This window comes from Flavobacterium foetidum, from assembly GCF_004634245.1.
GTDB classification, from domain to species: Bacteria; Bacteroidota; Bacteroidia; order Flavobacteriales; family Flavobacteriaceae; genus Flavobacterium; species Flavobacterium foetidum.
Genome location: NZ_SJTF01000021.1, coordinates 26,244 through 50,421 on the forward strand (window position 1 = coordinate 26,244; position 24,178 = coordinate 50,421).

Genomic DNA, 24,178 nt, shown 5'->3' on the forward strand with positions numbered 1-24,178 from the left:
AATATCAAAACATGAATAAAATCTATCTCACCATTTTAGTATTGTTTGTTTATTGCGGTTACTCTCAATCACAATCGGGAAAAACTTTACAACAAGGAAAATATACCAATCCGATTTTTGCGGGAGATTATCCCGATCCGAGTTTGTTGAGAGACGGAAAAGATTACTATGTCGTACATTCTTCTTTTGATTATTATCCCGGACTTTTAATCTGGCATTCTACTGATTTGATGAATTGGGAACCAGTTACGAATGCGCTTCATAAATATGTTGGGGCGGTTTGGGCGCCCGATTTAATTAAGTACAACAACAAATACTACATTTATTTTCCTGCGAATAACACCAATTTCGTAGTAACTGCCGATTCTATTAACGGACCTTGGAGTGAACCAATAGATTTGAAAATCGGTAATATCGATCCAGGACATGTTGCAGATGATAAAGGAAATCGATTCTTATATTTCAGTAACGGCGGTTATGTGGCTTTGTCAAAAGACGGACTTTCGGTAACAAGTGAATTGAAACATGTCTATGATGGATGGAAAATTCCGCGTGATTGGAGCATTGAATGTTTTTGTATGGAAGGACCAAAATTGTTCAAACGAGGTGAATATTATTATTTAACCGTTGCCGAAGGCGGAACTGCTGGTCCGGCGACAAGCCATATGGTTATTTCGGCAAGATCTAAATCGCCACTTGGACCTTGGGAGAATTCGCCTTATAATCCAATTTTAAGAACAAAAAGCAATTCTGAAACCTGGTGGTCAAAAGGACACAGCACTATTTTTGAAGATGCAAACGGAAAATGGTGGATGATTTTTCACGGTTACGAAAAAGATTATTACAACTTAGGGCGTCAGACTTTGCTGCAACCAGTGGAATGGACAAAAGACGGCTGGTATAAAATTTCTGATAACACTCAAACAGATAAACCGATTGCAAAACCGCAAGGAAAGACCCTTTCTGAATTTTCGTTAAGTGATAATTTTGAAGGTTCAGCCTTAAAACCGCAGTGGAAGTTTTATGGTGGAGTTGAAAATTCGAGATTTAAAGTGGCCAATAATACGTTGACTATGGAAGGAAAAGGAGACGGAGTTGGAAACAGTTCACCGCTAGTTGTGGTACCGGGAGGACATTCTTACACCGCTGAAGTTGAAATGGAGATTGAAGGCGATGCGACTGGAGGTTTGGTGCTATTTTATGATAACAAATATTATTCGGGAATTTTAGCCGATCAAAGCAACATTTTGGCAAATTTAAGAGGCTGGCAATTTGTGACAGAGAAAGCTACACATAAAAGAAAAGTTTTTCTCCGTCTAAAAAACATCAAAAACACAGTCGATATGTTTTACAGCCTTGACGGAAAAGACTGGAAGAAAATCGAAAACTCTCTAGAAGTTTCAGGATACCATCATAATGTCTTGAGCGGTTTTTTGGGTTTAAGAATTGCTCTTTGTTCTTTTGGAAAAGGTAGCGTGAAGTTTAGAAATTTTGTTTACAAGACGCTGTAAATTTTTTGCCTGCCACGAAGGCGCTAAGAAGCAAAGTTTTTTTTCGCAATATTGTCATTTCGACGAAGGAGAAATCTCCGCAAGTAGCTCAACAAAGATTATAGTATGATAAAAAAGTTTTTCACGCAGATTTAAATAGATTTAAGCAGATATTTTTAGGATTTTTTAAATTAAATCTGCCAAATCTGCGTGAAATAATAAACTTTGTGTCTTAGCGCCTTAGCGGCAAATCCCATATAAAATAGAACGAGTTTAAACTACGTTTCGCGCTTATAAATGAGAATATATTTCGCAATCTTTGCAGCCGAAAAAACAAAATTATGAGCAAGACGAAATTAATCATCAATAAAAACGGATCTATTAAAATCGAAGGAGATTTTGAAATCATGGATCCAGAGGGAGCGCTTTACGGTTTACAAGGAAGACAAGCACTTGGACTTTGCCGCTGCGGATTATCTAACAACAAACCGTTCTGCGATGGAGGTCACAGAAATAACTTCGAACACGATTCTGTTGCGTTTGATTTACCTCCGATGAAAACCAATTAAGTTTCTGTATAAGAGAAAAATAAAAAAAACTGCATCTCACAAGGATGCAGTTTTTTTTGTGTAATTTTTTATCAAAAAGTAGGTTATTACTTAAAAAACAATAATTACATTTACTGCAACTTTAATTTTCCAAAAATGAAAAAAATACTAATACCACTTTTGTTTTTGTTTTTCGGTGTAAGTTACGCACAAACACAGAAAATAATTTCCAGTGATTGGACTTCATTCAATCAAACCATTGATATTCAGACTTCGGTCAAGAAAAAATTTAAAGTCGTTGCATCAGTAAAAGTAGAAAGTTCTGATTCCAAAGCTTGGGCCGGCGTCTGGGCAAGAGTTGATACAAAAAATGAAGAAGAAGGTTTTTTTGATAACATGCAGGACAGGCCTATAAAATCTAAGGAATGGCAATCGTACACTGTTGAAGGGACGATAGACAAGAACACCAAATCGTTAAGTTTTGGAGGTCTGTGCATCAATAACGGAAAATTCTATTTTGATAAATATCAGTTATGGATTGAAAATGATAAGGGTGTTTTCGAACCTTTAACAATCTTAAATGCAAGTTTTGAAACTCCTGTGCAAAATGGGGATATTCCGAAGTGGAACCTTGGAACTTCAAAAGATGCTATTGTTAAGGTGAAAGAATATAAAATTTCTTCTGATAAATCGGCTGTTGATGGAAAAAGCAGTTTGTTGTTTGATGGAAATGGAATCAAGCCTCGTCCAGAAGCAAAAATAGGAGGTGTCGAAGGAGCTTCTCCAAAAATTGGCGATATGATTTCGATGCTTGAAGATCTTAAAGCCCGAGTAGAAAGAACAGTCAAAAATATGAGCCAATATGAAATCGATTATCTTCATGACGAAGAGGCAAATCGAATTGGAGCTTTGGTCATGCATTTGGCTGCAGCCGAAAAATACTACCAGGTCTTTACTTTTGAAAACAGGGAATTTAATGAAGAAGAAAAAAAGAAATGGAACACAGCCTTAAATCTGGATCAAGGCGGAAGAGACGAATTTAAAGGCCACAATATTCAATATTATTTGGATATCTATAACGAAGTGAGAGCCAAAACAATCGAAGAATTAAAGAAAAGAGACGATGCATGGTTTGCCGAAGTTCAGTTAAAATATGATATGACCAATCAATATTGCTGGTTTCACGTTATGGAACACCAATCGAGCCATCTGGGACAGATTTTGTTTTTAAAGAAACGTATTCCGCCACAACAAAAACAAGTATTAGATAAGGAGTTTAAGAAATAGTAAAAAAAGTCGCATTCGCAATGCGACTTTTTTTATTGCTCAAAAATAACTGTTTTGGCTGACCTTGAAATTTTGATAATCTGAAAAGGTTGCGTAATTACAGAACTCAATCCGCCTGGATTAAAATTTTCAATCTTTACAAATCGGCTATTTTCGTTTTCGTATACTTTTGTAACTTCTATAGAATAACCACTGCTCATTCTGATTTCGTCAAAAACGGCTATAATCTGATATTTTGTAAAATCAATTTCTGTTTCTTTTAGGATGGAAACAGTGTTATGGCTCATTTTTTCTTTCAGCGTATTCCATTCAGCTTCAGTATTGATTAACAGATTTATTTTGGGACTTTTATAATCGCCATTAAATTGGTCATCCTGCGCTATAACAGAAAATGTTACGGCAGTCTCTTCTTGTTCGTCATTGCTGCAGCTTGTGAGCAATAACAATATGCTTAAAATAGTAATAATCTGTTTCATGGTTGCTGGTTTTGGTTTTAGAACATACAAGTTCTTACTTAAACAGATATGTTTTTGCAAAATGGTTGCGTTGGTAATGATATTCTGATCGATTGGCTTTAATCAACCATAACGCAGATTTTAAGAAAATATTTTAAGAAGTTGTAAAAAAAATTATGTTTTGAAATGCTGAGAATGTATAAGCTTTTTAAAACTGCTAAAACATCTTTAGATCAGGTATCATTTACTCGAGCAACCTAGCATAATACTCGATTATTTCTCCGAAATTTGCAATGTAAAAAACCTTTAAAAAGAACTCAATGGAATTTGGCAGAATCATTATTTCAGAAACGGCAGCAAATAGCGAAAATCCGCAAGATGTTGTAAATTCGAATATTTCGGTAATCAATCTTATGCGTGAAGAAAAAATTGATGACGATTTAATTCACGAAGATGCGCTGATGAGTTATTATCTGGATTATTACGCTTCTAAATATACCGAAGGAAATTTTGCAAGATTTGTTTATGATTCAGGTTGGAATAAAGAACTCAACGAGTTGATTGAAGAAGGATTGGCATTGATTGGTGCCGAAAAACATCTGGCTTTGTTTCAGGAACAGAGCAAAAAAGTGCGTCTGCAGAGCAATATCAAACTAGCAAAATTCTTGAAGGCAAAATTTGATGGGCCAAATCCGTTTCGAGATAGCTTAAATAATAATGCATTTTTTGACTTAGATGAAAACCTGACCGCCTTAAATGCCGCTTTTCTAAAATCGCATCCCGATACAGAAGTGCTTTCGGTTGAGGAGATGTTTACTGCTTTAGAAGAGTTTACAGGACACGAAATCAAAAGAGAATAGCGTAATAAAAATCTATACGATTCTCATTACGCTATAAATCTAGTCATTTATATTTTGGATATTATCTCAATTCACCCTTGTTGTCATACGCATATTGCACTTGGAGTTCTTTAATGAGCGTATCAAGTTCATTAAGTCTATCATATTCTCCTTTAAATAAAACCATTGCTTTTTCAAGGTCAGAACCTGTAATCACATCTGCGTTGGCGGCAAAACTATCCATTGACTGCTCGCTGCTGGTATACATATCCAGCATTGTAGCTCGTAATCCATGGTCTTTAAACGGAGTCAAAGCCTCAACAGGTTTTCTTCCTTCAATCAATTTTGCTTTGGTTTCCTTGATCAGTTTCAATAAGTCTTTTTTAGATTCTGGTTTTCCTATATAACTCTCACATTTTTCATAGAAGTTATTGGTGGCATCAAACAAAGTGGAATGAGAAGCAACAATGGTGTTGTTGTAGCTTTCTAGAGTCTGCTGATTACAGCTTGAAAAAATCACAGAAACAAATAGTAAAATTAAGAGAGTAGTTTTTTTCATAGGTTTAAACTTTATAAAAAATGTTAATGGGCAAATATAGAGAAACCAGTTGAACATTTTTCTTTGCAGTAAACTAAAAACGGAAAAAACACTTTTTCAGTAGAAATATTTTTAAAATGCTGATTTTTATTGGATTTACTGAGTTAGTAAAAACAAATTTCAACCTACAATTCATAATTCTAGATTTTAAGTTTGTTTGAACTAAAAAAGGATTTTTAGGATAATCGATACCAATAAAGATGTTGATTTAAGAAAGTAGTTTAAAAAAATCGAATTTTTAGTATTTTTTTGTAAGAAAATTATATATTTGAAAAACTTTCAGGATAAGTTAACTAGGATTTTGAAAGAGTAAATTTCCAAAACAAATTGAAGCTAATGAAAAAACAAATTCTTCTGAGCGGATTTTTTATGTTTTTAATTTCCTGTGGCAAAATCGAAAACAGCTTAACCGAATCCCAAAACCTTAATCGGGAGCTGCTGACCCAAAACGAAGTGGATGCAGGCCGTAATAAGAACATACAAAAACTGCTTTTTAAAAATACAGATGAAATTCACTATTCTGAGGAATTGAATGTAAAGCTGCTCTCAAAAGTAGCCGACAATCTTAAAGTTAAATATTCCGACATTAAAATAAACGAATCGAGTTCTATAGATTATAATGAAAAAACTGCTTTTTTTGTCGTGACCATTGTGGAGCACGGTGTTAAAAATGAGGAAGCACTCGGAGATTATTTTCAGCGTAAATACCTTTTTGTAGATAAAGAAGACGGCACCATAATCGCCGAAGAGTTTGACGATAATCTCGGATATTATGATAACGAAGGCATTCGGGTTTCTAAAACTTATATTTTAAAAAACCTGGTTTCGCTCAATGAAAATCTGAAAGGCATAGCGTTTTACACAGAGGTCAGTGCCAACAGTCGAATTGTTTTGTATTCTGAACGAAAATTTACCATTCTGGCGTTGGCTGATAATGAAATAAAGAAAATTTTGTACGAATATCCAATTCGCCTTACCAACGGCGACTCCAACGGGAGCGGGACTTTTCAGCTGGAAACATTAGAAACCGGAATTAGTCTTTCTGAGCAAAAAACAAACGGCTTTTGTGATTTGCTAGTAACCAAGCAGTTTTCGTATGAAGAAGCGATAGAAGCCGATCTGGAGAACGGTATAGAAGAAAAAAACGACCTCAAAACCAAAAAAGAATTCGAAAAGTTGCGTTTTAATGGCAGAGAATATGTGTATGCCCGAGATGACAGACATCGTTTTTTAGATTAAAATAAAATGAATTTTAAAACATCAGTAAAAAGCACTTTTAGAGTGCTTTTGCTGTTTAGAAGAGATTTCGGTTTTCATTAGAAACTTTGACCTATTGTTAACAAACATTTCCTTAAATTTGCTTCCGTTATAAAAATACAATAGTTATAAAAACCAAGCTATGTTACAAATTGCATTTATTAGAGAAAATCAAGAGAAAGTAATCAAAGCTTTAGCAAAACGAAATATCGATGCTAAAAGCGTTGTGGAAGAGGTGGTTCAATTAGACGAAAATCGTCGTGCCGCACAGGTGGAATTAGACAATACTTTATCAGAATCTAATAAATTGTCCAAAGATATTGGTGAATTGATGAAAGCAGGAGAGAAAGCTAAAGCAGCAATCTTAAAAGAAAAGACCGTTTCACTAAAAGAAAAAAGCAAAGAACTTGGCGAAAAAGCAGAAGCTTTGGCTGTTGAGTTAACCAATAAATTATACACTTTACCAAACCTTCCGGCTGACATTGTTCCTGAAGGAAAAACTCCAGACGATAATTTGAATGTTTTCCAGGAAGGAGATATTCCAGTTTTACACGAAGGCGCACAGCCACACTGGGAGTTGGTAAAAAAATACGATATTATCGATTTTGAATTGGGTGTAAAAATCACAGGAGCTGGTTTTCCTGTTTATAAAGGAAAAGGCGCAAAGTTACAGCGTGCTTTAATCAATTACTTTTTAGACAAAAATACAGCTGCAGGATACAACGAAGTTCAGGTGCCGCATTTGGTAAACGAAGCTTCTGGTTACGGAACAGGACAATTGCCAGACAAGGAAGGGCAGATGTACCACGCTGGAGTTGACGATTTATATTTGATTCCAACGGCTGAGGTTCCGGTAACCAATTTGTTCCGTGATGTTATTTTAAGCGAAAGCGAATTGCCGGTTTTACAAACTGCCTATACGCCATGTTTCCGTCGTGAAGCAGGTTCTTACGGAGCGCACGTACGAGGCTTAAACCGTTTGCACCAGTTTGATAAAGTAGAAATCGTTCGTATCGAGCATCCAGATAATTCTTATGCTGCATTAGACGGAATGGTAGAACATGTAAAAGATATTTTAAAAGAATTAAAATTACCTTACAGAGTTTTACGTCTTTGCGGAGGCGATATGGGGTTCACCTCTGCTTTGACTTACGATTTCGAAGTGTTTTCTACAGCACAAGACCGCTGGTTAGAAATCAGTTCTGTTTCTAACTTTGAAACTTTCCAGGCAAACCGCTTGAAATTACGTTTCAAAGACAAAGACGGAAAAAATCAATTGGCGCATACACTTAACGGAAGTTCATTAGCACTTCCAAGAGTTTTGGCCGGAATTATAGAAAATTACCAAACTCCAGAAGGAATCGTAATTCCTGAAGTTTTACGTCCTTACTGCGGATTTGATATTATAAACTAGTTTTTAGTTCTGAAATATTACAAACCTAACAGGTTTTTAAAACCTGTTAGGTTTTCTTAATTGGAATAAAAATTAAAAATACAGAGCATGAAAAATGGAATTTTAAACTGGAACGTTGATCCCGTTATTTTTTGGATCACAGATAGTTTTCCTTTAAAATATTACGGAGCTCTTTTTGCCTGCGGACTTCTTCTGGGCTTTTATATTGTTAGAAATATTTACAAAAAGGAGAATCTTTCCTTAGACAATCTCGATACTTTGCTGATTTATGTTATTGTCGGAACCGTTTTGGGTGCGCGACTTGGACATTGCCTATTCTACGAACCTGAATATTTCTTCAAACATCCAATAGAAATTCTTTTGCCTATTCAGAAAATAAAAGGTGTTTATCAATTTGTGGGTTATCAAGGATTGGCAAGCCACGGAGGTTCTATAGGTGTAATTGCTGCAATGATTTTATATTGCAGAAGATATAAAGTACAATTTCTGGGACTTTTGGATAAAATGGCGGTTGCAGTTCCTGTAACTGGAGCATTTATCAGAATGGGTAATTTTATGAATTCTGAAATCTACGGAAAACCAACCAACGGAAATTGGGGAGTTGTATTTGAAAGAGACGATTTAATTCCGAGGCATCCTACGCAATTGTATGAAGCTTTTGCTTATGTAGCGATTTTCATAGTTCTGTTTTATATGTATAAATCAGAGAAAATTAGAAATGCACAAGGTTTAATTTTTGGAAGTTTCTTAACTTTATTATTCTCAGCCCGATTTATAATTGAATTTTTCAAAGAAAATCAAGAAGCCTTTGAGAACAATATGCTGATTAACATGGGACAGATTTTAAGTATTCCGTTTATAGTAATTGGTTTGGTTCTGATTATTTGGAAATCAAAAGAACGACGAGTATTAAATTTTCATAAGACAGTTTTATTCTAAAACTACGATTGAAAATGTCAACTTTAAAAACTGCAATATGAAAAACATATTGATATGTATCGTTTTAATGTGTTCTGGTTTTGCATTTGGACAAAACGAGCAACTGGCGCAATATTATTATGATAAAGGTGATTTTGAAAAAGCAAAAATCAGTTACGAAGGACTTTTAAGAAGCGCTCCTTCCAATACCCAGTATTTTTTAAGAACTGTCGATTGTTATCAGCAATTGCAACAATTTGAAAATGCCGAAAAAGCAATCCAAGACCGTTACAATCGTTATAAACAAGGTGTGTTTCTGGTAGAATTAGGCTATAACTTCCAGCTTCAGAAAAACGAATCAAAAGCCAAAAAATACTACGAAGAAGCAATTGCCAAAATTAAGACGAATCCGAATGATGTGTACGGAATTGCAAGTTCTTTTGAGAAAAAAGTATTGCTGGAATATGCGTTAAAAGCATATCAGGCAGCAATGGAAATACAGCCTAACTATAATTTCAATTTCCAGATTGGAATGCTTTATGGGCAATTGGGCAAAACCGATTTGATGATTGATTTGCTTCTGGCAGAATCGTTTAAAAATCCACAGAATACTAATCTGATTCAGACGCAGCTTTCGCGTTTTATGAATGGAGAAACCGATAATACAGCTTTTAAAGACGCAATGCGAAAAGCGTTGATTCTAAAAACTCAAAAAGACCAAGATGTATATTGGAATCACTATCTAAGCTGGTTTTACGTACAGCAGAAAGAATTCGGAAAAGCATTTATTCAGGAAAAAGCCATTTACAAACGCGAACCCGAATCATTAATGAGCATCGTCAATCTAAGTCAGTTTGCGATGAATGACGATGACGACGAAACGGCTGCTGAGATTCTAAATTTTATACTTCAAAACACTAAAGATTTAGATTTATTGATTCAGTCGAATGCTTATTTGATGGAAATCAAAATTGATAAAGCGGCAGAAAAAGACTATCCGGCAATCGGTCAGGAATTGCAACAATTGCTGGCTACTTACGAAATTAGTCCCTTTACCTTATCTTTGCAGTTGATTCAGGCGCATTTTCTAGCTTTTAATTTGAAAAAAACAGAAGAAGGAAAAGCTGTAGTCAAAAAAGCTTTAGAATTAAATCTAAACGAATATCAAAAAGCCGACGCTAAGATGGAATTGGCCGATATTCTGCTTTTAGAAGAAAAATTCAACCAGGCACTGATTTATTATTCTCAGATTCAACTCGACTTGAAAAATGATGTCATGTCGCACGAAGCCAGTTTGAAAGCGGCGAAAACAAGTTACTACAAAGGCGATTTTGAATGGGCAAATAAGCAGTTTAAAGAGTTAAAAGCAGCAAACACGCAATTGATAGCCAATGATGCCTTAGAATATTTTCTTTTAATTAATGATAATACAGCAGCAGATTCAACTCAAACTGCTTTGAAACAGTTTGCAAAAGGAGATTTTCTCATTTACCAAAATAAAAAATCAGAAGCAATTGAGCAGTTTCAGAATATTCTCAAAAGCTTTAAAGGACAAGAAATAGAAGCAGTAACGTTATTGCGATTAGGAAAAGTTTACGAAAGTCAGAAGGATTTTGCTTCGGCTTTAAGCCAATATCAACAGATCATCGACCATCACAGTGACGGAATTTATGTGGACGAAGCACTGTTTTTCTCAGCAGAAATCTATAACGACGAACTAAAAGACACCGAAAAGGCAAAACCATTATATGAAAAGGTAATTTTTAACCATCAGGACAGTATTTACTTCGTCGATGCCAGAAAAAAATACCGAGAGTTAAGAGGGGATAAGAATTTATAAAATTCCAATATTTTAAATTCCAAATTCCAAAAAAAGAATTAGTAATAGGAGAATTGAATTTTAAGTTTCAGAAAAGAAAACTCAGAACCTTAGAATCTTAGCATCTCAGAACCTTAGAAAAAAAATGATTATTTACAACGTTACCACCAATATACACGAAAGCGTTCACGACCAATGGTTAAAATGGATGCAAGAAAAACACATACCAGAAATTTTGGCAACTAACAAATTTTCTTCGGCGAGAATAGTAAAAGTTTTGGTAGAAGAAGAAATGGGTGGCATTACCTATTCGACTCAGTATGTAACAGACAGCAAAGAAACGCTGGAGAAGTTTTATATCGAAGATGAACCGGAATTTCACAGAGAAGCATTAGGATTATTTGCAGATAAAATGCTTTCTTTCAGAACAGAATTGGAAGTTATTTCAGAGCATTAATTTTTTAGTTTTCAATTTAATTTAAATTATTATGGAAATACGTTTTCAAACTAAAGAAGAAAGTAATAAACGACAACAGGAGGATTTTTTAAGCTTGCCTAAAGTTGAAAGATTCTATAGTTTTTTACGTTTAAGCGAGCGTATAAGTGCATTTCCCGTAAAAAATAAAATTGATAAAAATAAAGATAATTTTCTTATTGTTATAAAATCAAAATAGTATGTCAAAGCTTTGGGACCAAAATATTGATGAATTTATTGCATTGTCAGCAAAGTATAATGTTCGGATGCTTATGGTTGGTGGAGGAGCAGTTAATTTCCATGGTTACCAAAGACATTCGGCTGATGTTGATTTTTGGATTGAAACTACAGAAGAAAATTTTAAAAAGTTAGTATTGGTTTTTAATGAAATGGGGTATGAAATTGATGATTTTCCTAACAATGTAAAGCAACAACAACAAAATATATCAATAAAGTTTTCTCCTGCTGATTTAGACTTAGAGCTTATAACAAAGTTTTCAGTGAATAAAAGTTTTGAAGAAGCTTATAATGATAGTGAGGAAGTTACTGTAAATGGAAAAACATTTTTAAAATGGAATGTTTTGTCTTTAGAAGATTTAATTACAAGTAAGATTAAAGCAAATCGAGCTAAAGATTTATTTGACGTTCAACAACTACGTGAAATAAATAAAAAATAAAACTTTGTGCCTTCGAGCCTTAGTGGCAAAAAAAGATAAAGAAACATAGTGCCTTTACAGTAAAAAGAATACTTTTGCAGCCTCGTGGCAAACAAGAAATGAAATGGAAAAAGTAAAAGCAAAAAAACATTTAGGACAGCACTTCCTTAAAGACGAAAGCGTCGCAAAAGCTATTGCAGATACTTTGACTCTTAAAGGATATGATGAGGTTTTAGAAATAGGGCCAGGAATGGGTGTGCTTACTAAATATTTACTTGAAAAGCCAATCAATACACACGTTATTGAGATTGATACAGAATCTGTAGCGTATCTGGATGCACATTATCCAAAATTAAAAGACAAAATTATTTCTCAGGATTTCCTGAAGTATAATATAAATGAAGTTTACCAAGACAAACAGTTTGCTATAATTGGCAACTTTCCGTATAATATTTCTTCTCAGATTGTTTTTAGAACATTAGATTTAAAACACCAGATTCCAGAATTTTCAGGAATGTTTCAGAAAGAAGTAGCCGAGCGTATCTGTGAAAAGAAAGGCTCGAAAACCTACGGAATACTATCAGTTTTAGCTCAGGCTTTCTATGATACAGAGTATCTGTTTACGGTTGATGAAAACGTTTTTATTCCTCCGCCCAAGGTGAAATCGGGTGTGATGAGAATGACCCGAAAGGAAGATTACAGTCTTCCTTGCAGCGAAAAGTTATTTTTTACAGTAGTAAAAACCGCTTTTCAGCAGAGACGAAAAACATTACGTAACAGTTTGAAAACATTAAATTTATCAGATCAATTGCGAGAAGACACTATCTTTGATAAACGTCCGGAACAGCTTAGCGTTGATGAATTTATTGCACTAACTCAAAAAATAGAAACCGATGGAGTTCAAAGTTAGTAAAGAGTTTATACACCAGCTAGAAGAGCTAATCAATAAGAAAAACGACAACGAGCTTGAGGTTTTGCTTAATGATCTTCACCATGCTGATATTGCAGAAATCCTGGAAGAACTGGATTTCGACGAAGCAACCTATATCTTCAAGGTTTTAGATAGTGATAAAACCGCCGAGATTCTTCTGGAACTGGAAGAAGATTTGCGTGAGAATATCCTAAGCCGACTTTCACCAAAAGAAATTGCAGAAGAGCTTGATGAGCTTGAAACCAACGATGCTGCCGACATTATCGCAGAACTTTCGCAGGAAATAAAAGCAGAAGTTATCTCTGAGCTTGTCGATGTTGAGCATGCCAAAGACATCGTTGATCTTTTGCGTTACGACGAAAATACCGCCGGTGGTTTGATGGGGAAGGAGCTTGTAAAAGTAAATGAAAACTGGAATGTATTGACCTGTGTAAAAGAAATGCGTATTCAGGCAGAAAATGTGTCTAGAGTGCATTCTATTTACGTGGTCGATGATGAAAACCGACTAAAAGGGAGACTTTCTCTTAAAGACTTGCTAACTTCTTCTACGAAAACTCAGATTGGAGAAGTTTATATCCGAAAATTAAATTTTGTAAATGTTGATACGGAAGATGTAGAAGTAGCCCGTATCATGCAGAAATATGACTTAGAGGCTATTCCCGTTGTTGATGAGTTAGGTCGATTAGTTGGAAGAATTACCATCGATGATATCGTTGATGTAATCAAAGAAGAAGCAGATAAAGATTACCAGTTAGCGGCCGGTATTACGCAAGACGTTGAATCTAATGACAGCGTTTACGAACTGACAAAAGCGCGTCTGCCGTGGCTTTTAATCGGAATGGTAATCGAAATTGTAGCTTCTTTTGTGCTTAAAGGCAACGAAGGCACTTTTCAGAAACATTCAACTTTAATCATTTTCGTACCATTGCTTTCTGCAACTGCTGGAAATATCGGGGTTCAGGCTTCGGCTATCGTTGTACAAGGTTTGGCAAACGGAACTTTGAAAGATTTCAGTAGAGGTTATTTTACTAAAGAAATCACCGTTTCTATGATTTCAGGAAGCATCATCTCGTTGCTTTTATTGGGATATCATTCTATTATGTATCAACAATATTTGGTCGGATTTGCCATTTCGATTTCAATGATTGTAGTCATTCTTTTTGCTGCAACATTGGGAACTTTGGTGCCGCTTTTCCTCAATAAAAACAAAATTGATCCCGCAATTGCTACAGGCCCGTTTATCACAACGACCAATGACGTGTTTGGTATTATGCTTTACTTTGCAGTAGCGAATTTAATTCTCGGATTTTAGATTTTTGCCACAAATTGGCGAATCGCAGTGATTTTAAATTTCTAAAATCTCCGTAATTTACAGGCGGAAAATATACTGTTAAGCAGCCATCATAAATTCAAACCAAGAGAGAATGAAAGTACACATTATTGGAGGAGGAAACCTTGGGGTTTCTATTGCCTTGGGAATCGCTAAATTTTCGAAAAACAATCAAGTTACCGTTACTAGAAGAAATACCGCAAGTATTCAATATTTATCGGAATACGGAATCACGGTTTCTAACGATAACAAACACAATATTCAGGAGGCAGACGTAATTGTTTTAACAATAAAACCGTATCAAGTAGATACTGTTTTGTCCGAAATACTGCCAGTTATCCAAAACAAAACCATTGCCTCGGCAGTAAGCGGATTGTCTTTGGAGATGCTTCAGGAAAAGACAAATTTTGGATATCCTGTTGTTCGCATTATGCCAAATATTGCTGCGCAGTTTGGTGAATCTGCAACTTGTATTTCTTTCCCAGAAAAATATAAAGAAAACGCATCGCCAATTGTCGACTTGTTTCAGGATTTAGGAACGGCTCCGGTTATAGACGAAAAACTCATGGACGCGGCTACGGTTCTCGGCGCATGTGGTACTGCATATGCGTTGCGTTATGTAAGAGCTTCTATGCAGGCAGGAATCGAAATTGGTTTTGATTCGCAGACAGCTCTTGCTATTGCTGCCCAAACGGTAAAAGGTGCAGCTCAAATGTTGTTGGAAGAGAAAGTGCATCCAGAACAGCTTATCGACCGTGTCACAACACCGCAGGGCTGTACAATTGTAGGTTTAAATGAAATGGAACATAATGGTTTTAGTTCTTCATTAATAAAAGGAATCAAGACTTCTTTGAAGCAAATCAAGGGATAAGTTTTAAGAAATTCCAATAGTCTAAATTCCAAATTGCTTCGCCTGTTCGCTAACGCTCGGGTCCAATTTTAGTGGGGTTTGGGATTTTTTTTGTTTTTGAAATATAAGCTATGTTTTGTCATATTGAGGAACAACAATCAACTGCCCAAGCAATTGTGGGTTTTCAATTGGAATTTCCCTTTTTAATAAGCTGTATATATTTCAATCCGCATTCTGAAATTTTCATGTAAGAATTCATAGAATTGCCATAATTCTGAATTGTGAGCGTGTCTCTGACATAACTCGCGCCAATACCAACTGGAATTTCTATTTCCTTGGTCTGAGATATGGTGTCATTTTCTTCTTCATTACTGATGTCGCCTTCGTATTCGTCCCATTGTATGCCTTCAAGCATTAGAAGCTGCTCTCCAGATTTTTCGATGGTAAAATTAGCGATGCCTTTTAGTTCTCTTTTTTCAGTTTTTAGAATATAAGAATAGCCGTTTTGTGTTTTGGTTTAAGAGCAAAGTGATTTTGCATTGTCCATCAGTATTATCTGTTTTGGTTTCGTATACGCCTTCTATAGATTCATTTCCTTTTTTCTCAAGAATAACTTTAGCTTTCGGTATGTTTTGTTCGGTTACCGGCTCTGGTTTTTTAGTGTTGCAAGATGAAATGATGTAAATGAATAATACGCAACAGATTAAATACGTTTTCATATTAAGCCTTTTTTTCTGACAATATAAACTTTAAATAAGCAAATCCGAGCATGCCTGAAATTACAGAAGCTATCAGAATTGATATTTTTGAATAGAGAATCGTTTGAGGGTCTTTAAAAGCCAGAAGCGTTATAAAGATAGACATTGTAAAACCAATTCCAGCAAGCATTCCGGCGCCTAAAATATGAGCCCATTTCAGGTTTTTGGGCAAAGCGCACAAGCCTGCGCTGACTCCAATAGAAGAGAATAATAAAATTCCAAGCGGTTTCCCGATAGTAAGTCCCAAAACAATTCCGAACGCGTTCGGATTATTCAAACCTTCATGCCAGTTTGGTGCAATCGCAATACACGTATTGGCAATAGCAAATAGGGGAAGAATTATAAAAGCAACAGGTGCATGCAAGAAATGCTGCAGTTTATATGAGGCCGACTTTTCGCTTCCATCTCCAAACGGAATAACAAATGCCAGTATAACCCCAGTTATAGTCGCGTGAATTCCAGAATTCAACATGAAATACCACATAAAGCCGCCTCCAATGAGATACGGAATCAAGTTGTGTATTTTAATTCGATTTAAGACAAATAAAAAGCCCCAAATGAGTAAAGCAATTGCAAGGTTTAAAAATGAAATCGAACTGGTGTAAAAAACAGCAATTACAATTATAGCACCTAAATCGTCTATTACGGCAAGCGCAGTCAGAAAAACCTTGAGCGAGGCTGGAACTTTATTTCCTACCAAGGATAATATGCCAATTGCAAAAGCAATATCAGTAGCCATCGGGATTCCGGCACCTTTTTGAGTGGGAAGTCCAAAATTAAAAGCCAGATAAGTAGCGGCAGGAACCAGCATTCCGCCAAAAGCAGCCATTATGGGTAACGATGCATTTTTGATGCTAGATAATTCGCCATGATAGATTTCGCGCTCGAGCTCAAGGCCAATCAGCAAAAAGAAAATAGTCATCAAGCCATCATTGATCCAGTGTGTAATAGGATGACCTCCTAAATCTTTTTCCCAAAATGAAATGTATTGTACTGCGTGTGCTGAATTGGCGGCATACAGAGATATTATTGTTACAAATAATAATAAAAGTCCTCCCGATTTTTCGTTTTCAAAAAAGGCTTTAAAAGTCTTGGTTAGTTTCATTCTGGAAGATTTTAAAAAGAATACAGCATTCTTTCAAAGTTAGAAAAAACTAACAAATAAAAAAAGGATTTGCCGAAGAGGCGCAAAAGACGCCGTTTACTGGTTATTATTTTGATGATGATGGTTGGCGAGATTAAATCAAAAAAGCTTAAACATTTGCTGTATTTTTGTAATTTAAAATTCAATAAAAATGAGCATAAAAATTCTTCATATCGACAGTAATAATCCGATTTTATGGAATCAATTGGAGGAAGCGGGTTTCGAGAATCACGCCGATTTCAAATCTTCTAAGGAAGAGATAGAATCAAAAATCCAAGACTATAATGGCATCGTAATTCGTAGTCGTTTCAAGATCGATAAGGGATTTCTAGAAAAGGCAACAAAGTTGCAATTTATTGCAAGAGTTGGAGCGGGTTTGGAAAGTATTGATTGTGAGTACGCAGAGTCGAAAGGAATTCATCTTATTGCTGCTCCAGAAGGTAATCGCAACGCTGTTGCAGAACATTCGCTTGGCGTTATTTTGTCTCTTTTCAATAACCTGAATAAGGCTGATGCCGAAGTCAAGTCTGGTCAGTGGAATCGCGAAAGCAATCGCGGGCATGAGCTCGATGGTAAAACGGTCGGAATTATTGGGTATGGAAATATGGGAAAAGCTTTCGCTAAAAAATTGAGAGGCTTTGATACAGAGGTTTTGTGTTACGATATTTTGCAGCATGTTGGAGATGAAAATGCTAGACAAGTTTCGATAGATGAATTACGTGAAAAAACAGATGTTTTAAGCCTTCACCTTCCTTGGACACCGCAAACAGACAAAATGGTCGACAGCAATTTTATAAATGCGTTTAAAAAGCCAATTTGGATTATCAATACTTCTCGCGGCAAAAACATAGTTACAGCTGATTTAGTCGAAGCCATGAAACAAAAAAAAGTACTAGGCGCAGGTTTGGATGTTTTGGAGTATGAGAAACTTTCGTTTGAAACGCTTTTTCAAGATAAAAACACGCCAGAAGCTTTTCAATATCTTCTAGAAGCTCAAAATGTTTTACTTACTCCCCACATCGCAGGCTGGACTTTCGAAAGCCACGAGCGTCTTGCTCAGGTTATAGTGGATAAGATTAAAAACGTTTATTTAGATTTAATTAATAATTTTTAGAATTAGGTTCTGTTTTTTGGATGAAGTACAATTTAGTTTGAAATAACAAGCTTTTTCTTCAAAAAATAGTTGGGCATCTAGTTTTTGATCTAATTTTTTTTTAATATTGTTCACGAATTTTAACAAAATTTTAAAAAAAGGAGAGGCTGAAAATCCCAAAAGAGTAGGCATAATTTAACTAATGTAAACTATGGTCGAATATTACAAAAAGGTTGTTTTTGAAAACTATGCAAATTTTAAAGGTCGTGCACGCCGAAGCGAATACTGGTATTTTATCCTTGCGCAGTTTGTGATAATGATTTCAATTTTTATTGTTGCGGCAATAATTGGAGCTGTTTTAGGTGATGTATTATCGGGGGTATTGATAGGTAATTTTGCATATATGCTTTATTGTTTGGCAACTATTTTACCTGCATTGGGTGTTGTGGTCAGAAGGTTGCATGATGTGGGCAAAAGCGGCTGGTTTTATTTCATATCGCTTATTCCTTTTATTGGCGGAATCTGGCTTTTGGTTTTACTGGTTACAGACGGCGATTATGGATCGAATCAATACGGTCATGATCCAAAAAATATCGCTGATGAAATTAAGGAAATCGGAAACGCCGAATTACATTAATTTATAAAAAAATAAAAATCATGGAAAATACTAAAACAGAAAACTGGAACAGTCCTCAGAACTATCGTGAGGAAAATAAGAAAGTTGTAGCTGGAATTTTAGCGATCCTTTTAGGATATCTTGGCATTCATAAATTTTATCTGGGTTATACCAAAGAAGGAGTCATTCAGCTTGTTTTGGGTTTGCTTTTTGGTATCGGTGGGATTATCGGGCTCATAGAAGGCATAATTTACTTAACCAAATCAGACGAAGATTTTTATAATACATATCAGAGAAATCATAGAGGCTGGTTTTAATAGCATTCTGATTCTTTAAATTTAAGGAGAGACCGAAAATCCTGAAAAGAGTAGGTAATTAACATAATCATCAAAATAATAAAATGGAATTAAAAGAAACATCTAATAATCCGATACCAGAATTTAAAGTTGATCCAGTAATGGTTTTGCTTTTTAGTTTTTTAACCTGCGGATTGTATCTGATTTACTGGAACATTAAAGTTTCAGAAGTTTTTAACGCAGTTGCAGGAAGAGAAGTAATCTCGCAGCCAATTGCGATTTTTGCAGGATGTTGTATGCCTGTAAATATTTACTTTTACTATTTGGCAGGAAAAGAAGCTTTGCCTGAAGTGTACAGAAGAACAGGAGAGCTTCAAAAAGACCAGTCAGTTTTATTAATCGTTTTAGGTTTCTTTTTCCCAATGGCAGCCGCTATGATCGTTCAGGGTGATATCAACAGACTTTACAAATAATAAACGAACAACACGTAAAATTTACGGAATTATCGGTGCGTTAATCACACTGATAGTTCCGTTTTTTTTAATGCTCGACAATCACGACCATCATTTAGAAACCGATCAGTCTTTGTGTCCTTTCAAAATGGTGACCGGTTTTCCGTGTCCGGGTTGTGGCATTACCAAGTCACTGGTCTACTTTTACGAAGGCGACCTATACAAATCTTTGAGTTATCATATTTTGGGACCTTTCGTAATACTATTCTGCGCAACTACAATTGTTGTGCTTATTACTGAATTAATCACCAAAAAAGAATATTTTACCAAACTCATGTTTAACAGAAAACTAGCCTACAAACTAGCTTATTTTCTAGCTTTTTATCACGTGGTCCGATTAGTGCTTTTTGTGAAGAATAATTCATTTGATGACATACTCCACCAATCAATCTGGTTCTAGATAAATAAAATCCTATTCGGCTGAACAGGATTTTTTTTTGGCTCATTTTTTTTTGATTTCAATTGTATTAAAATGTCTTTTTCTGTTATAAAAACGTCGTTTAGGGATTTTTTTTGGTTTTTAAACGTCGTAATGTTGCCTTTTTTAAGATAAATTTTAAAAAAGGAGTAACTGAAAATCCTTAAGAGTAGGAAATAAAATTAAAAGACTAAATTATTATGATTGAAATGTACAAAAAAGTAGTTTTTGAAAACTATCTAAATTTTAAAGGAAGAGCTAGAAGACAAGAGTATTGGATGTTTTTCTTAGTTAACCTTATTATTGCTGTGGTATTAGGTTTTGTAACAGCATTGATTTCGCCAAAATTAGCCATAATTGGCAATATTTATTCTCTTGCTACACTGCTTCCGGGACTTGGTGTTGCAGTTAGAAGAATGCACGATATAAATAAAGAATGGTGGTATATTTTGATTCCGCTTTACAATATTTATTTGCTGACGATTGAAGGAGATAAAGGACCAAACCAATATGGAGCAGATCCTAAAATTAATTCATAATTAATGCTTTATAAATCAAAAATCCCATTCATTTTACATTTTATGAATGGGATTTGTTATTTATGATACTTTAATTAGTCTTCTTTCTCAGATAATTTCTTTTCCAATTCAATCTGAAATTCTTCGATAACAGGTTTCATTGTGCTTTCTGGGATATCTGCAATTCGAATGTACATTAAACCGTCGATAGCATTATTGAAAAGCGGATCAACGTTAAAAGCAACTACACGTGCATTTTGTTTGATGTATTTTTTGATTAAAACTGGCAGACGTAAATTCCCAGGTTCCAGTTCGTCAATAATTTTATCGAATTTATTCAAATCAGATTCGGCTTCATCAAAAATAAAATCCTTGTCAGCGTCTTTCAGTTTGACTTTATATGCTTTTTTCGGATGAATGTATTGTGCAATATACGGATCGTAATAGTTTGATTTCATGAACTCAATCATTAACGATTTAGAGAAATCAGAAAACTGATTACTGATGCTTACTCCTCCAACCAAATATTTGTGTTCAGGATGACGCAAGGTGGTATGAATAATTCCTTTCCACAACAAAAACAAAGGCATTGGTTTTTGCTGATATTCACGAGTAATAAAAGCACGTCCCATTTCGATTGATTTATGCATCATGTCATGAAGTTCTGGCTCAAATCTAAAAAGATCGGTCAGATAAAAACCTTCAATTCCGTATTTCGGATAAATCTCAGAACCTAATCCCATGCGGTAGGCTCCCGCAATTTTTTTGGTTTCATCATCCCATAAAAACATATGGTGATAATATTGATCGTATTGGTCTAAGTCGATAGATTCATTAGTTCCCTCACCAACCTCGCGGAAAGTGATTTCGCGTAGGCGACCAATTTCGTGCAGAATATTGGGAATCGATTTGGCGTCGGCAAAAAAGACCTCATAGTTTTTGCTTTGTAAAAAACGAGAATCATTGTCTCTTAGTGCCTGAACTTCATCGATCATTTTGGATTCGTTGGCAGGCGTTACGATTTTTTTAGGCGCTTTTGGTATTTTAAGACTAGCAGTGTCAATCAGTTTGGTGTCTTTTTCAAACGGATTGGCAAGCATATAGGTTTTCTTTCTTAAAAATTCTGAATATTCTTCAAAAGATTCTATTTCATCTTGTTCGCTTACAGAAATTGGTTTTCCAATACGAACCTTGATTACACGGTCTTTCTGTGTTAAAAGCTCTGAAGGAAGTTTTGCAGTTCTTAAAGTATCGTCAATTTTAGAAAGCCAATAGAACAATTTACTGTTTTTGGCGTGAAAGTAAATCGGTACAACGGGAACTTTTGCTTTACGAATCAGTTTGATTGCTCCTTCTTCCCAAGGTCTGTCTACTACAAGTTTTCCGTCTTTATAGGTTGAAACTTCTCCAGCAGGAAAAATCCCAAGCGGTTTCCCGTCGCTTAAGTGGCGTAAGGTTTCCTTGATGCCGATCACGCTAGATTTTGCATCCTTATGATTTTCAAAAGGATTTACTGGCATGATGTATTTTTTCATTGGAACAATTCTATGCAATAAGAAGTTGGCAATGATTTTGAAATTCGGCTCTCTTTCAAGCATTAATTTCAACAATAAAATTCCGTCTATTCCTCCAAGTGGATGATTGGAAATGGTAATATAAGCACCGTCTTTTGGCAGTCGTTTCAAATCTTCTTCTGGGATTTCAAACTTAATTTCCATTTCGTCCAAAATTCCGTTCAAAAAAGCAAGATCTTCTAGATGTTTATTACGATCGTAAATTTTATTAAGGGTAGAGATCTTAAGAACCTTCATAAGAATCCAGCCAGAAAAGGTACCGAAAACTCCGTACTTTTCAACATTTATTGCCTTTGCAACTTCTTTCGCGGTAACTAAACCCATGTACTATTTTTATTTATTCGAACAGCGAACAAAGATAACAAAAAAGTCTACTTTTCATTGTTTCCAAGATAAACTTTGCACTTTTTTATTACATTTGAAATCCTAAAAAAAAATCTCTAATGAAAATTATTTCTTATAATGTTAACGGAATTCGTGCGGCCATAAACAAAGGATTTATCGAATGGTTGCAGCAAGCAAATCCTGATGTAATCTGTCTTCAGGAAATAAAAGCAACTCAGGATCAAATTCCTGTAGATGATATTACGGCTGCGGGCTATCCGTTTCAATATTATTATCCAGCAACAAAAAAAGGATATAGTGGCGTAGCCATTCTATCTAAGACAAAACCAAACAATATAGTTTACGGAACTGGAATTCATCATATGGATTTTGAGGGGCGAAACCTGCGTGCCGATTTTGATGATTTCTCGGTAATGAGTTTGTATCTCCCGTCTGGAACCAACATTGAAAGACTGGATCATAAGTTTATGTTTATGGATGATTTTCAAACTTATATCGATGAATTAAAAACTACGATTCCGAACTTGATTATCTGCGGTGATTACAACATTTGCCACGAAGCAATCGATATTCACGATCCGGTTCGCAATAAAACGGTTTCCGGATTTCTTCCGGCAGAACGTGCTTGGCTTGATGCTTTTATGAAATCTGGTTTTATTGATAGTTTCCGTCATTTTAACAAAGAGCCTCATCATTATTCGTGGTGGAGTTACCGTGCAGGAGCAAGAGGAAATAACAAAGGTTGGAGAATCGATTACAATCTGGTGAGTAATTCTTTAGAAAACAGATTAAAACGTGCGGTAATTCTTCCAGACGCTATGCATTCTGATCATTGCCCGATTTTAGTAGAAATAGAGTAAACTTTGGTATTGTTCTTGTAAAGTAAAATGTGATTTAAAAAAGTCAAGTTTTGAATAAAAATTTCCAAATGTGGAATTTGAATTTTTTAAAAAAGATCTAGAATTAATAAACGCCCCAAAAATAAACCAAGTAAAAATGATTAAAAAAGCCTCCATCGGATTAGTAGTTTTAGCTTTGTCTGCAACTTCTTGCGTATCCAAAAAGATTTACAATGATCTTGAAAACAAGTATTCAGATCTAAAAAAAGAAAACCGTTCTATCGCTGACGAAAATGCTGATTTGAAAAAAGCTAAAAATCAGTTAGAATTAGACCGTGATAAATTGACGAAAGATTTGGCCAGCACAAAAGATGATTTGGCAAAACAAAAGGCTGATCTTGCTGCTGAGCAGAAAAAATACAAAGTATTGCAAGATTCTTATAATGCATTAGAGAAAAACAGCAACGATGCATTAGAAAAAAACTTGGCTAAAAACCGTGAATTGCTAGCACAGTTAGAAGCAAAAGGTAAAGCGCTTGCAGACGAACAAGCTCGTTTGGACAAAACGGCAAATCGTCTGAAAGAATTAGAAGATATGATTGCGGCTAAAGAAGAAGCAATGCGTAAACTGAAAGAAACTTTATCTAAAGCATTAACAGGTTTTGAAGGTAAAGGTTTAACAGTTGAACATAAAAACGGAAAAGTATATGTTTCTATGGAAAATAAATTACTTTTTAATTCAGGAAGCTGGGCTGTAGGAGCAGAAGGAAGAAAAGCAGTCGTAGAACTTGGAAAAGTTTTGGGTGACAATCCTGATCTTTCTGTTTTGATTGAAGGACATACAGATGATGATCCGTATGCTGGTTCTGGACCAATTGCAAACAACTGGGATTTATCGACTAAAAGAGCAACTGCAATCGTAGCGATTTTGAGCGAGAACCCAAAAATCAACAAACAAAAATTAACTGCAGCGGGACGTAGCGAATTTTCTCCTTTAGCGAGCAACGCAACTCCAGAAGGAAAAGCGAAAAACAGAAGAATCGAAATCATCCTTACTCCAAGATTGGATGAAATTGCGGAGATGCTTAATAGCATTAACTAAAGTTTCAAAGATACAAAGATACAAAGTGACAAAGGCTCAAAGGTTTTTACTTTTGAGCCTTTTTGCTTTCCTGCAAGGTTTTCAAAACCTTGTAGG

28 protein-coding genes are annotated in these 24,178 nt (G+C 35.2%); 22 read left to right on the forward strand and 6 right to left on the reverse strand.

What is annotated here, in order from left to right; genetic code table 11:
• Positions 1 to 11 precede the first annotated feature (11 nt).
• The 3 genes from E0W73_RS20320 (at position 12) to E0W73_RS20330 (ending at position 3,325) form a co-directional block, all read left to right on the forward strand.
• Positions 12 to 1,511, forward strand: coding sequence for a family 43 glycosylhydrolase (locus tag E0W73_RS20320; protein ID WP_135223878.1), 1,500 nt, complete (start codon positions 12 to 14; stop codon positions 1,509 to 1,511).
• Positions 1,512 to 1,831: 320 nt separating this feature from the next.
• Positions 1,832 to 2,059 (forward strand): CDGSH iron-sulfur domain-containing protein, encoded by a 228-nt coding sequence (locus E0W73_RS20325; protein ID WP_135223879.1) that lies wholly within the window; start codon positions 1,832 to 1,834, stop codon positions 2,057 to 2,059.
• 135 nt (positions 2,060 to 2,194) lie between these two features.
• On the forward strand, positions 2,195 to 3,325 hold the full coding sequence (locus tag E0W73_RS20330) for a DinB family protein (protein WP_135223880.1): 1,131 nt from the start codon (positions 2,195 to 2,197) through the stop codon (positions 3,323 to 3,325).
• Between the two features lie 32 nt (positions 3,326 to 3,357).
• Here the strand turns inward: E0W73_RS20330 and E0W73_RS20335 are convergent, their stop codons facing one another.
• Positions 3,358 to 3,801 (reverse strand): protease complex subunit PrcB family protein, encoded by a 444-nt coding sequence (locus E0W73_RS20335; RefSeq protein WP_135223881.1) that lies wholly within the window; start codon positions 3,799 to 3,801, stop codon positions 3,358 to 3,360.
• A gap of 299 nt (positions 3,802 to 4,100) precedes the next feature.
• On the opposite strand from E0W73_RS20335, the gene E0W73_RS20340 reads away from it, so the two are divergent.
• The gene (locus E0W73_RS20340) at positions 4,101 to 4,640 is read left to right on the forward strand and encodes a DMP19 family protein (protein WP_135223882.1); all 540 of its coding nucleotides are present in this window, start codon (positions 4,101 to 4,103) and stop codon (positions 4,638 to 4,640) included.
• 61 nt (positions 4,641 to 4,701) lie between these two features.
• Here E0W73_RS20340 and E0W73_RS20345 read toward each other — a convergent pair whose 3' ends face one another.
• Positions 4,702 to 5,178: a hypothetical protein gene (locus E0W73_RS20345; protein ID WP_135223883.1), complete on the reverse strand. Its 477-nt coding sequence runs from the start codon at positions 5,176 to 5,178 to the stop codon at positions 4,702 to 4,704.
• Between the two features lie 375 nt (positions 5,179 to 5,553).
• On the opposite strand from E0W73_RS20345, the gene E0W73_RS20350 reads away from it, so the two are divergent.
• The 10 genes from E0W73_RS20350 (at position 5,554) to proC (ending at position 14,888) form a co-directional block, all read left to right on the forward strand.
• The gene (locus tag E0W73_RS20350; RefSeq protein WP_135223884.1) at positions 5,554 to 6,456 is read left to right on the forward strand and encodes a hypothetical protein; all 903 of its coding nucleotides are present in this window, start codon (positions 5,554 to 5,556) and stop codon (positions 6,454 to 6,456) included.
• A gap of 160 nt (positions 6,457 to 6,616) precedes the next feature.
• Positions 6,617 to 7,888 carry a serine--tRNA ligase gene (gene serS / locus E0W73_RS20355; protein ID WP_135223885.1) on the forward strand — a complete coding sequence of 424 codons (1,272 nt, stop codon included), beginning with the start codon at positions 6,617 to 6,619 and terminating at the stop codon, positions 7,886 to 7,888.
• 87 nt (positions 7,889 to 7,975) lie between these two features.
• Positions 7,976 to 8,827, forward strand: a complete 852-nt coding sequence (lgt, locus tag E0W73_RS20360) for a prolipoprotein diacylglyceryl transferase (RefSeq protein WP_135223886.1) — start codon at positions 7,976 to 7,978, stop codon at positions 8,825 to 8,827.
• A gap of 37 nt (positions 8,828 to 8,864) precedes the next feature.
• The gene (locus tag E0W73_RS20365; RefSeq protein ID WP_135223887.1) at positions 8,865 to 10,646 is read left to right on the forward strand and encodes a tetratricopeptide repeat protein; all 1,782 of its coding nucleotides are present in this window, start codon (positions 8,865 to 8,867) and stop codon (positions 10,644 to 10,646) included.
• Between the two features lie 124 nt (positions 10,647 to 10,770).
• The gene (locus E0W73_RS20370) at positions 10,771 to 11,082 is read left to right on the forward strand and encodes a DUF4286 family protein (RefSeq protein WP_135223888.1); all 312 of its coding nucleotides are present in this window, start codon (positions 10,771 to 10,773) and stop codon (positions 11,080 to 11,082) included.
• Between the two features lie 31 nt (positions 11,083 to 11,113).
• Positions 11,114 to 11,299 (forward strand): hypothetical protein, encoded by a 186-nt coding sequence (locus E0W73_RS20375; RefSeq protein ID WP_135223889.1) that lies wholly within the window; start codon positions 11,114 to 11,116, stop codon positions 11,297 to 11,299.
• 1 nt (position 11,300) lies between these two features.
• A complete protein-coding gene (locus E0W73_RS20380; protein ID WP_135223890.1) occupies positions 11,301 to 11,777 on the forward strand; it encodes a nucleotidyl transferase AbiEii/AbiGii toxin family protein in 477 nt (158 codons plus the stop codon).
• A gap of 103 nt (positions 11,778 to 11,880) precedes the next feature.
• On the forward strand, positions 11,881 to 12,666 hold the full coding sequence (gene rsmA / locus E0W73_RS20385) for a 16S rRNA (adenine(1518)-N(6)/adenine(1519)-N(6))-dimethyltransferase RsmA (RefSeq protein WP_135223891.1): 786 nt from the start codon (positions 11,881 to 11,883) through the stop codon (positions 12,664 to 12,666).
• Complete coding sequence (gene mgtE / locus E0W73_RS20390) at positions 12,650 to 13,999, forward strand: magnesium transporter (RefSeq protein ID WP_135223892.1); 1,350 nt, start codon at positions 12,650 to 12,652, stop codon at positions 13,997 to 13,999. The genes rsmA and mgtE overlap by 17 nt, the downstream gene beginning before the upstream one ends.
• Before the next feature lie 112 nt (positions 14,000 to 14,111).
• A complete protein-coding gene (gene proC, locus E0W73_RS20395; protein ID WP_135223893.1) occupies positions 14,112 to 14,888 on the forward strand; it encodes a pyrroline-5-carboxylate reductase in 777 nt (258 codons plus the stop codon).
• 163 nt (positions 14,889 to 15,051) lie between these two features.
• Here the strand turns inward: proC and E0W73_RS21630 are convergent, their stop codons facing one another.
• The 3 genes from E0W73_RS21630 to nhaA all read right to left on the reverse strand — a co-directional run bounded on the left by E0W73_RS21630 (position 15,052) and on the right by nhaA (position 16,730).
• Positions 15,052 to 15,282, reverse strand: a complete 231-nt coding sequence (locus E0W73_RS21630; protein ID WP_244248529.1) for a hypothetical protein — start codon at positions 15,280 to 15,282, stop codon at positions 15,052 to 15,054.
• A gap of 61 nt (positions 15,283 to 15,343) precedes the next feature.
• Complete coding sequence (locus tag E0W73_RS21635) at positions 15,344 to 15,586, reverse strand: hypothetical protein (RefSeq protein WP_244248530.1); 243 nt, start codon at positions 15,584 to 15,586, stop codon at positions 15,344 to 15,346.
• Position 15,587: 1 nt separating this feature from the next.
• Positions 15,588 to 16,730, reverse strand: a complete 1,143-nt coding sequence (nhaA, locus tag E0W73_RS20405) for a Na+/H+ antiporter NhaA (protein ID WP_135223894.1) — start codon at positions 16,728 to 16,730, stop codon at positions 15,588 to 15,590.
• Positions 16,731 to 16,920: 190 nt separating this feature from the next.
• On the opposite strand from nhaA, the gene E0W73_RS20410 reads away from it, so the two are divergent.
• The 6 genes from E0W73_RS20410 (at position 16,921) to E0W73_RS20435 (ending at position 20,243) form a co-directional block, all read left to right on the forward strand.
• Complete coding sequence (locus E0W73_RS20410) at positions 16,921 to 17,883, forward strand: 2-hydroxyacid dehydrogenase (RefSeq protein WP_135223895.1); 963 nt, start codon at positions 16,921 to 16,923, stop codon at positions 17,881 to 17,883.
• Between the two features lie 190 nt (positions 17,884 to 18,073).
• Positions 18,074 to 18,499: a DUF805 domain-containing protein gene (locus E0W73_RS20415; protein ID WP_135223896.1), complete on the forward strand. Its 426-nt coding sequence runs from the start codon at positions 18,074 to 18,076 to the stop codon at positions 18,497 to 18,499.
• A gap of 20 nt (positions 18,500 to 18,519) precedes the next feature.
• On the forward strand, positions 18,520 to 18,795 hold the full coding sequence (locus E0W73_RS20420; RefSeq protein WP_135223897.1) for a TM2 domain-containing protein: 276 nt from the start codon (positions 18,520 to 18,522) through the stop codon (positions 18,793 to 18,795).
• Between the two features lie 83 nt (positions 18,796 to 18,878).
• The gene (locus tag E0W73_RS20425; protein ID WP_135223898.1) at positions 18,879 to 19,247 is read left to right on the forward strand and encodes a DUF4234 domain-containing protein; all 369 of its coding nucleotides are present in this window, start codon (positions 18,879 to 18,881) and stop codon (positions 19,245 to 19,247) included.
• Positions 19,222 to 19,686, forward strand: coding sequence for a DUF2752 domain-containing protein (locus E0W73_RS20430; protein WP_135223899.1), 465 nt, complete (start codon positions 19,222 to 19,224; stop codon positions 19,684 to 19,686). The genes E0W73_RS20425 and E0W73_RS20430 overlap by 26 nt, the downstream gene beginning before the upstream one ends.
• 218 nt (positions 19,687 to 19,904) lie before the next feature.
• On the forward strand, positions 19,905 to 20,243 hold the full coding sequence (locus E0W73_RS20435) for a DUF805 domain-containing protein (RefSeq protein WP_135223900.1): 339 nt from the start codon (positions 19,905 to 19,907) through the stop codon (positions 20,241 to 20,243).
• Positions 20,244 to 20,317: 74 nt separating this feature from the next.
• Here the strand turns inward: E0W73_RS20435 and E0W73_RS20440 are convergent, their stop codons facing one another.
• Positions 20,318 to 22,120: a GNAT family N-acyltransferase gene (locus tag E0W73_RS20440; RefSeq protein ID WP_135223901.1), complete on the reverse strand. Its 1,803-nt coding sequence runs from the start codon at positions 22,118 to 22,120 to the stop codon at positions 20,318 to 20,320.
• 119 nt (positions 22,121 to 22,239) lie between these two features.
• On the opposite strand from E0W73_RS20440, the gene E0W73_RS20445 reads away from it, so the two are divergent.
• Entirely contained in the window at positions 22,240 to 23,001 is a 762-nt protein-coding gene (locus tag E0W73_RS20445) for an exodeoxyribonuclease III (RefSeq protein ID WP_135223902.1), read from the forward strand.
• Positions 23,002 to 23,137: 136 nt separating this feature from the next.
• The gene (locus tag E0W73_RS20450; protein ID WP_135223903.1) at positions 23,138 to 24,082 is read left to right on the forward strand and encodes an OmpA/MotB family protein; all 945 of its coding nucleotides are present in this window, start codon (positions 23,138 to 23,140) and stop codon (positions 24,080 to 24,082) included.
• The last annotated feature ends 96 nt before the right edge of the window (positions 24,083 to 24,178 follow it).

Bases quoted from the DNA above. Each gene is read 5' to 3' on its own strand.
- E0W73_RS20350 (WP_135223884.1), top strand. From the start codon at position 5,554: ATGAAAAAACAAATTCTTCTGAGCGGATTTTTTATGTTTTTAATTTCC.
- E0W73_RS20420 (WP_135223897.1), top strand. From the start codon at position 18,520: ATGGAAAATACTAAAACAGAAAACTGGAACAGTCCTCAGAACTATCGT.
- E0W73_RS20380 (WP_135223890.1), top strand. From the start codon at position 11,301: ATGTCAAAGCTTTGGGACCAAAATATTGATGAATTTATTGCATTGTCA.
- E0W73_RS20440 (WP_135223901.1), bottom strand. From the start codon at position 22,120: ATGGGTTTAGTTACCGCGAAAGAAGTTGCAAAGGCAATAAATGTTGAA.
- E0W73_RS20340 (WP_135223882.1), top strand. From the start codon at position 4,101: ATGGAATTTGGCAGAATCATTATTTCAGAAACGGCAGCAAATAGCGAA.
- lgt (WP_135223886.1), top strand. From the start codon at position 7,976: ATGAAAAATGGAATTTTAAACTGGAACGTTGATCCCGTTATTTTTTGG.
- E0W73_RS20325 (WP_135223879.1), top strand. From the start codon at position 1,832: ATGAGCAAGACGAAATTAATCATCAATAAAAACGGATCTATTAAAATC.
- E0W73_RS21630 (WP_244248529.1), bottom strand. From the start codon at position 15,282: ATGCTTGAAGGCATACAATGGGACGAATACGAAGGCGACATCAGTAAT.
- E0W73_RS20330 (WP_135223880.1), top strand. From the start codon at position 2,195: ATGAAAAAAATACTAATACCACTTTTGTTTTTGTTTTTCGGTGTAAGT.
- E0W73_RS20335 (WP_135223881.1), bottom strand. From the start codon at position 3,801: ATGAAACAGATTATTACTATTTTAAGCATATTGTTATTGCTCACAAGC.
- E0W73_RS20425 (WP_135223898.1), top strand. From the start codon at position 18,879: ATGGAATTAAAAGAAACATCTAATAATCCGATACCAGAATTTAAAGTT.
- nhaA (WP_135223894.1), bottom strand. From the start codon at position 16,730: ATGAAACTAACCAAGACTTTTAAAGCCTTTTTTGAAAACGAAAAATCG.
- proC (WP_135223893.1), top strand. From the start codon at position 14,112: ATGAAAGTACACATTATTGGAGGAGGAAACCTTGGGGTTTCTATTGCC.
- E0W73_RS20320 (WP_135223878.1), top strand. From the start codon at position 12: ATGAATAAAATCTATCTCACCATTTTAGTATTGTTTGTTTATTGCGGT.
- E0W73_RS21635 (WP_244248530.1), bottom strand. From the start codon at position 15,586: ATGAAAACGTATTTAATCTGTTGCGTATTATTCATTTACATCATTTCA.
- serS (WP_135223885.1), top strand. From the start codon at position 6,617: ATGTTACAAATTGCATTTATTAGAGAAAATCAAGAGAAAGTAATCAAA.
- E0W73_RS20375 (WP_135223889.1), top strand. From the start codon at position 11,114: ATGGAAATACGTTTTCAAACTAAAGAAGAAAGTAATAAACGACAACAG.
- E0W73_RS20435 (WP_135223900.1), top strand. From the start codon at position 19,905: ATGATTGAAATGTACAAAAAAGTAGTTTTTGAAAACTATCTAAATTTT.
- E0W73_RS20445 (WP_135223902.1), top strand. From the start codon at position 22,240: ATGAAAATTATTTCTTATAATGTTAACGGAATTCGTGCGGCCATAAAC.
- E0W73_RS20410 (WP_135223895.1), top strand. From the start codon at position 16,921: ATGAGCATAAAAATTCTTCATATCGACAGTAATAATCCGATTTTATGG.
- mgtE (WP_135223892.1), top strand. From the start codon at position 12,650: ATGGAGTTCAAAGTTAGTAAAGAGTTTATACACCAGCTAGAAGAGCTA.
- E0W73_RS20345 (WP_135223883.1), bottom strand. From the start codon at position 5,178: ATGAAAAAAACTACTCTCTTAATTTTACTATTTGTTTCTGTGATTTTT.
- E0W73_RS20415 (WP_135223896.1), top strand. From the start codon at position 18,074: ATGGTCGAATATTACAAAAAGGTTGTTTTTGAAAACTATGCAAATTTT.
- E0W73_RS20450 (WP_135223903.1), top strand. From the start codon at position 23,138: ATGATTAAAAAAGCCTCCATCGGATTAGTAGTTTTAGCTTTGTCTGCA.
- E0W73_RS20370 (WP_135223888.1), top strand. From the start codon at position 10,771: ATGATTATTTACAACGTTACCACCAATATACACGAAAGCGTTCACGAC.
- E0W73_RS20365 (WP_135223887.1), top strand. From the start codon at position 8,865: ATGAAAAACATATTGATATGTATCGTTTTAATGTGTTCTGGTTTTGCA.
- rsmA (WP_135223891.1), top strand. From the start codon at position 11,881: ATGGAAAAAGTAAAAGCAAAAAAACATTTAGGACAGCACTTCCTTAAA.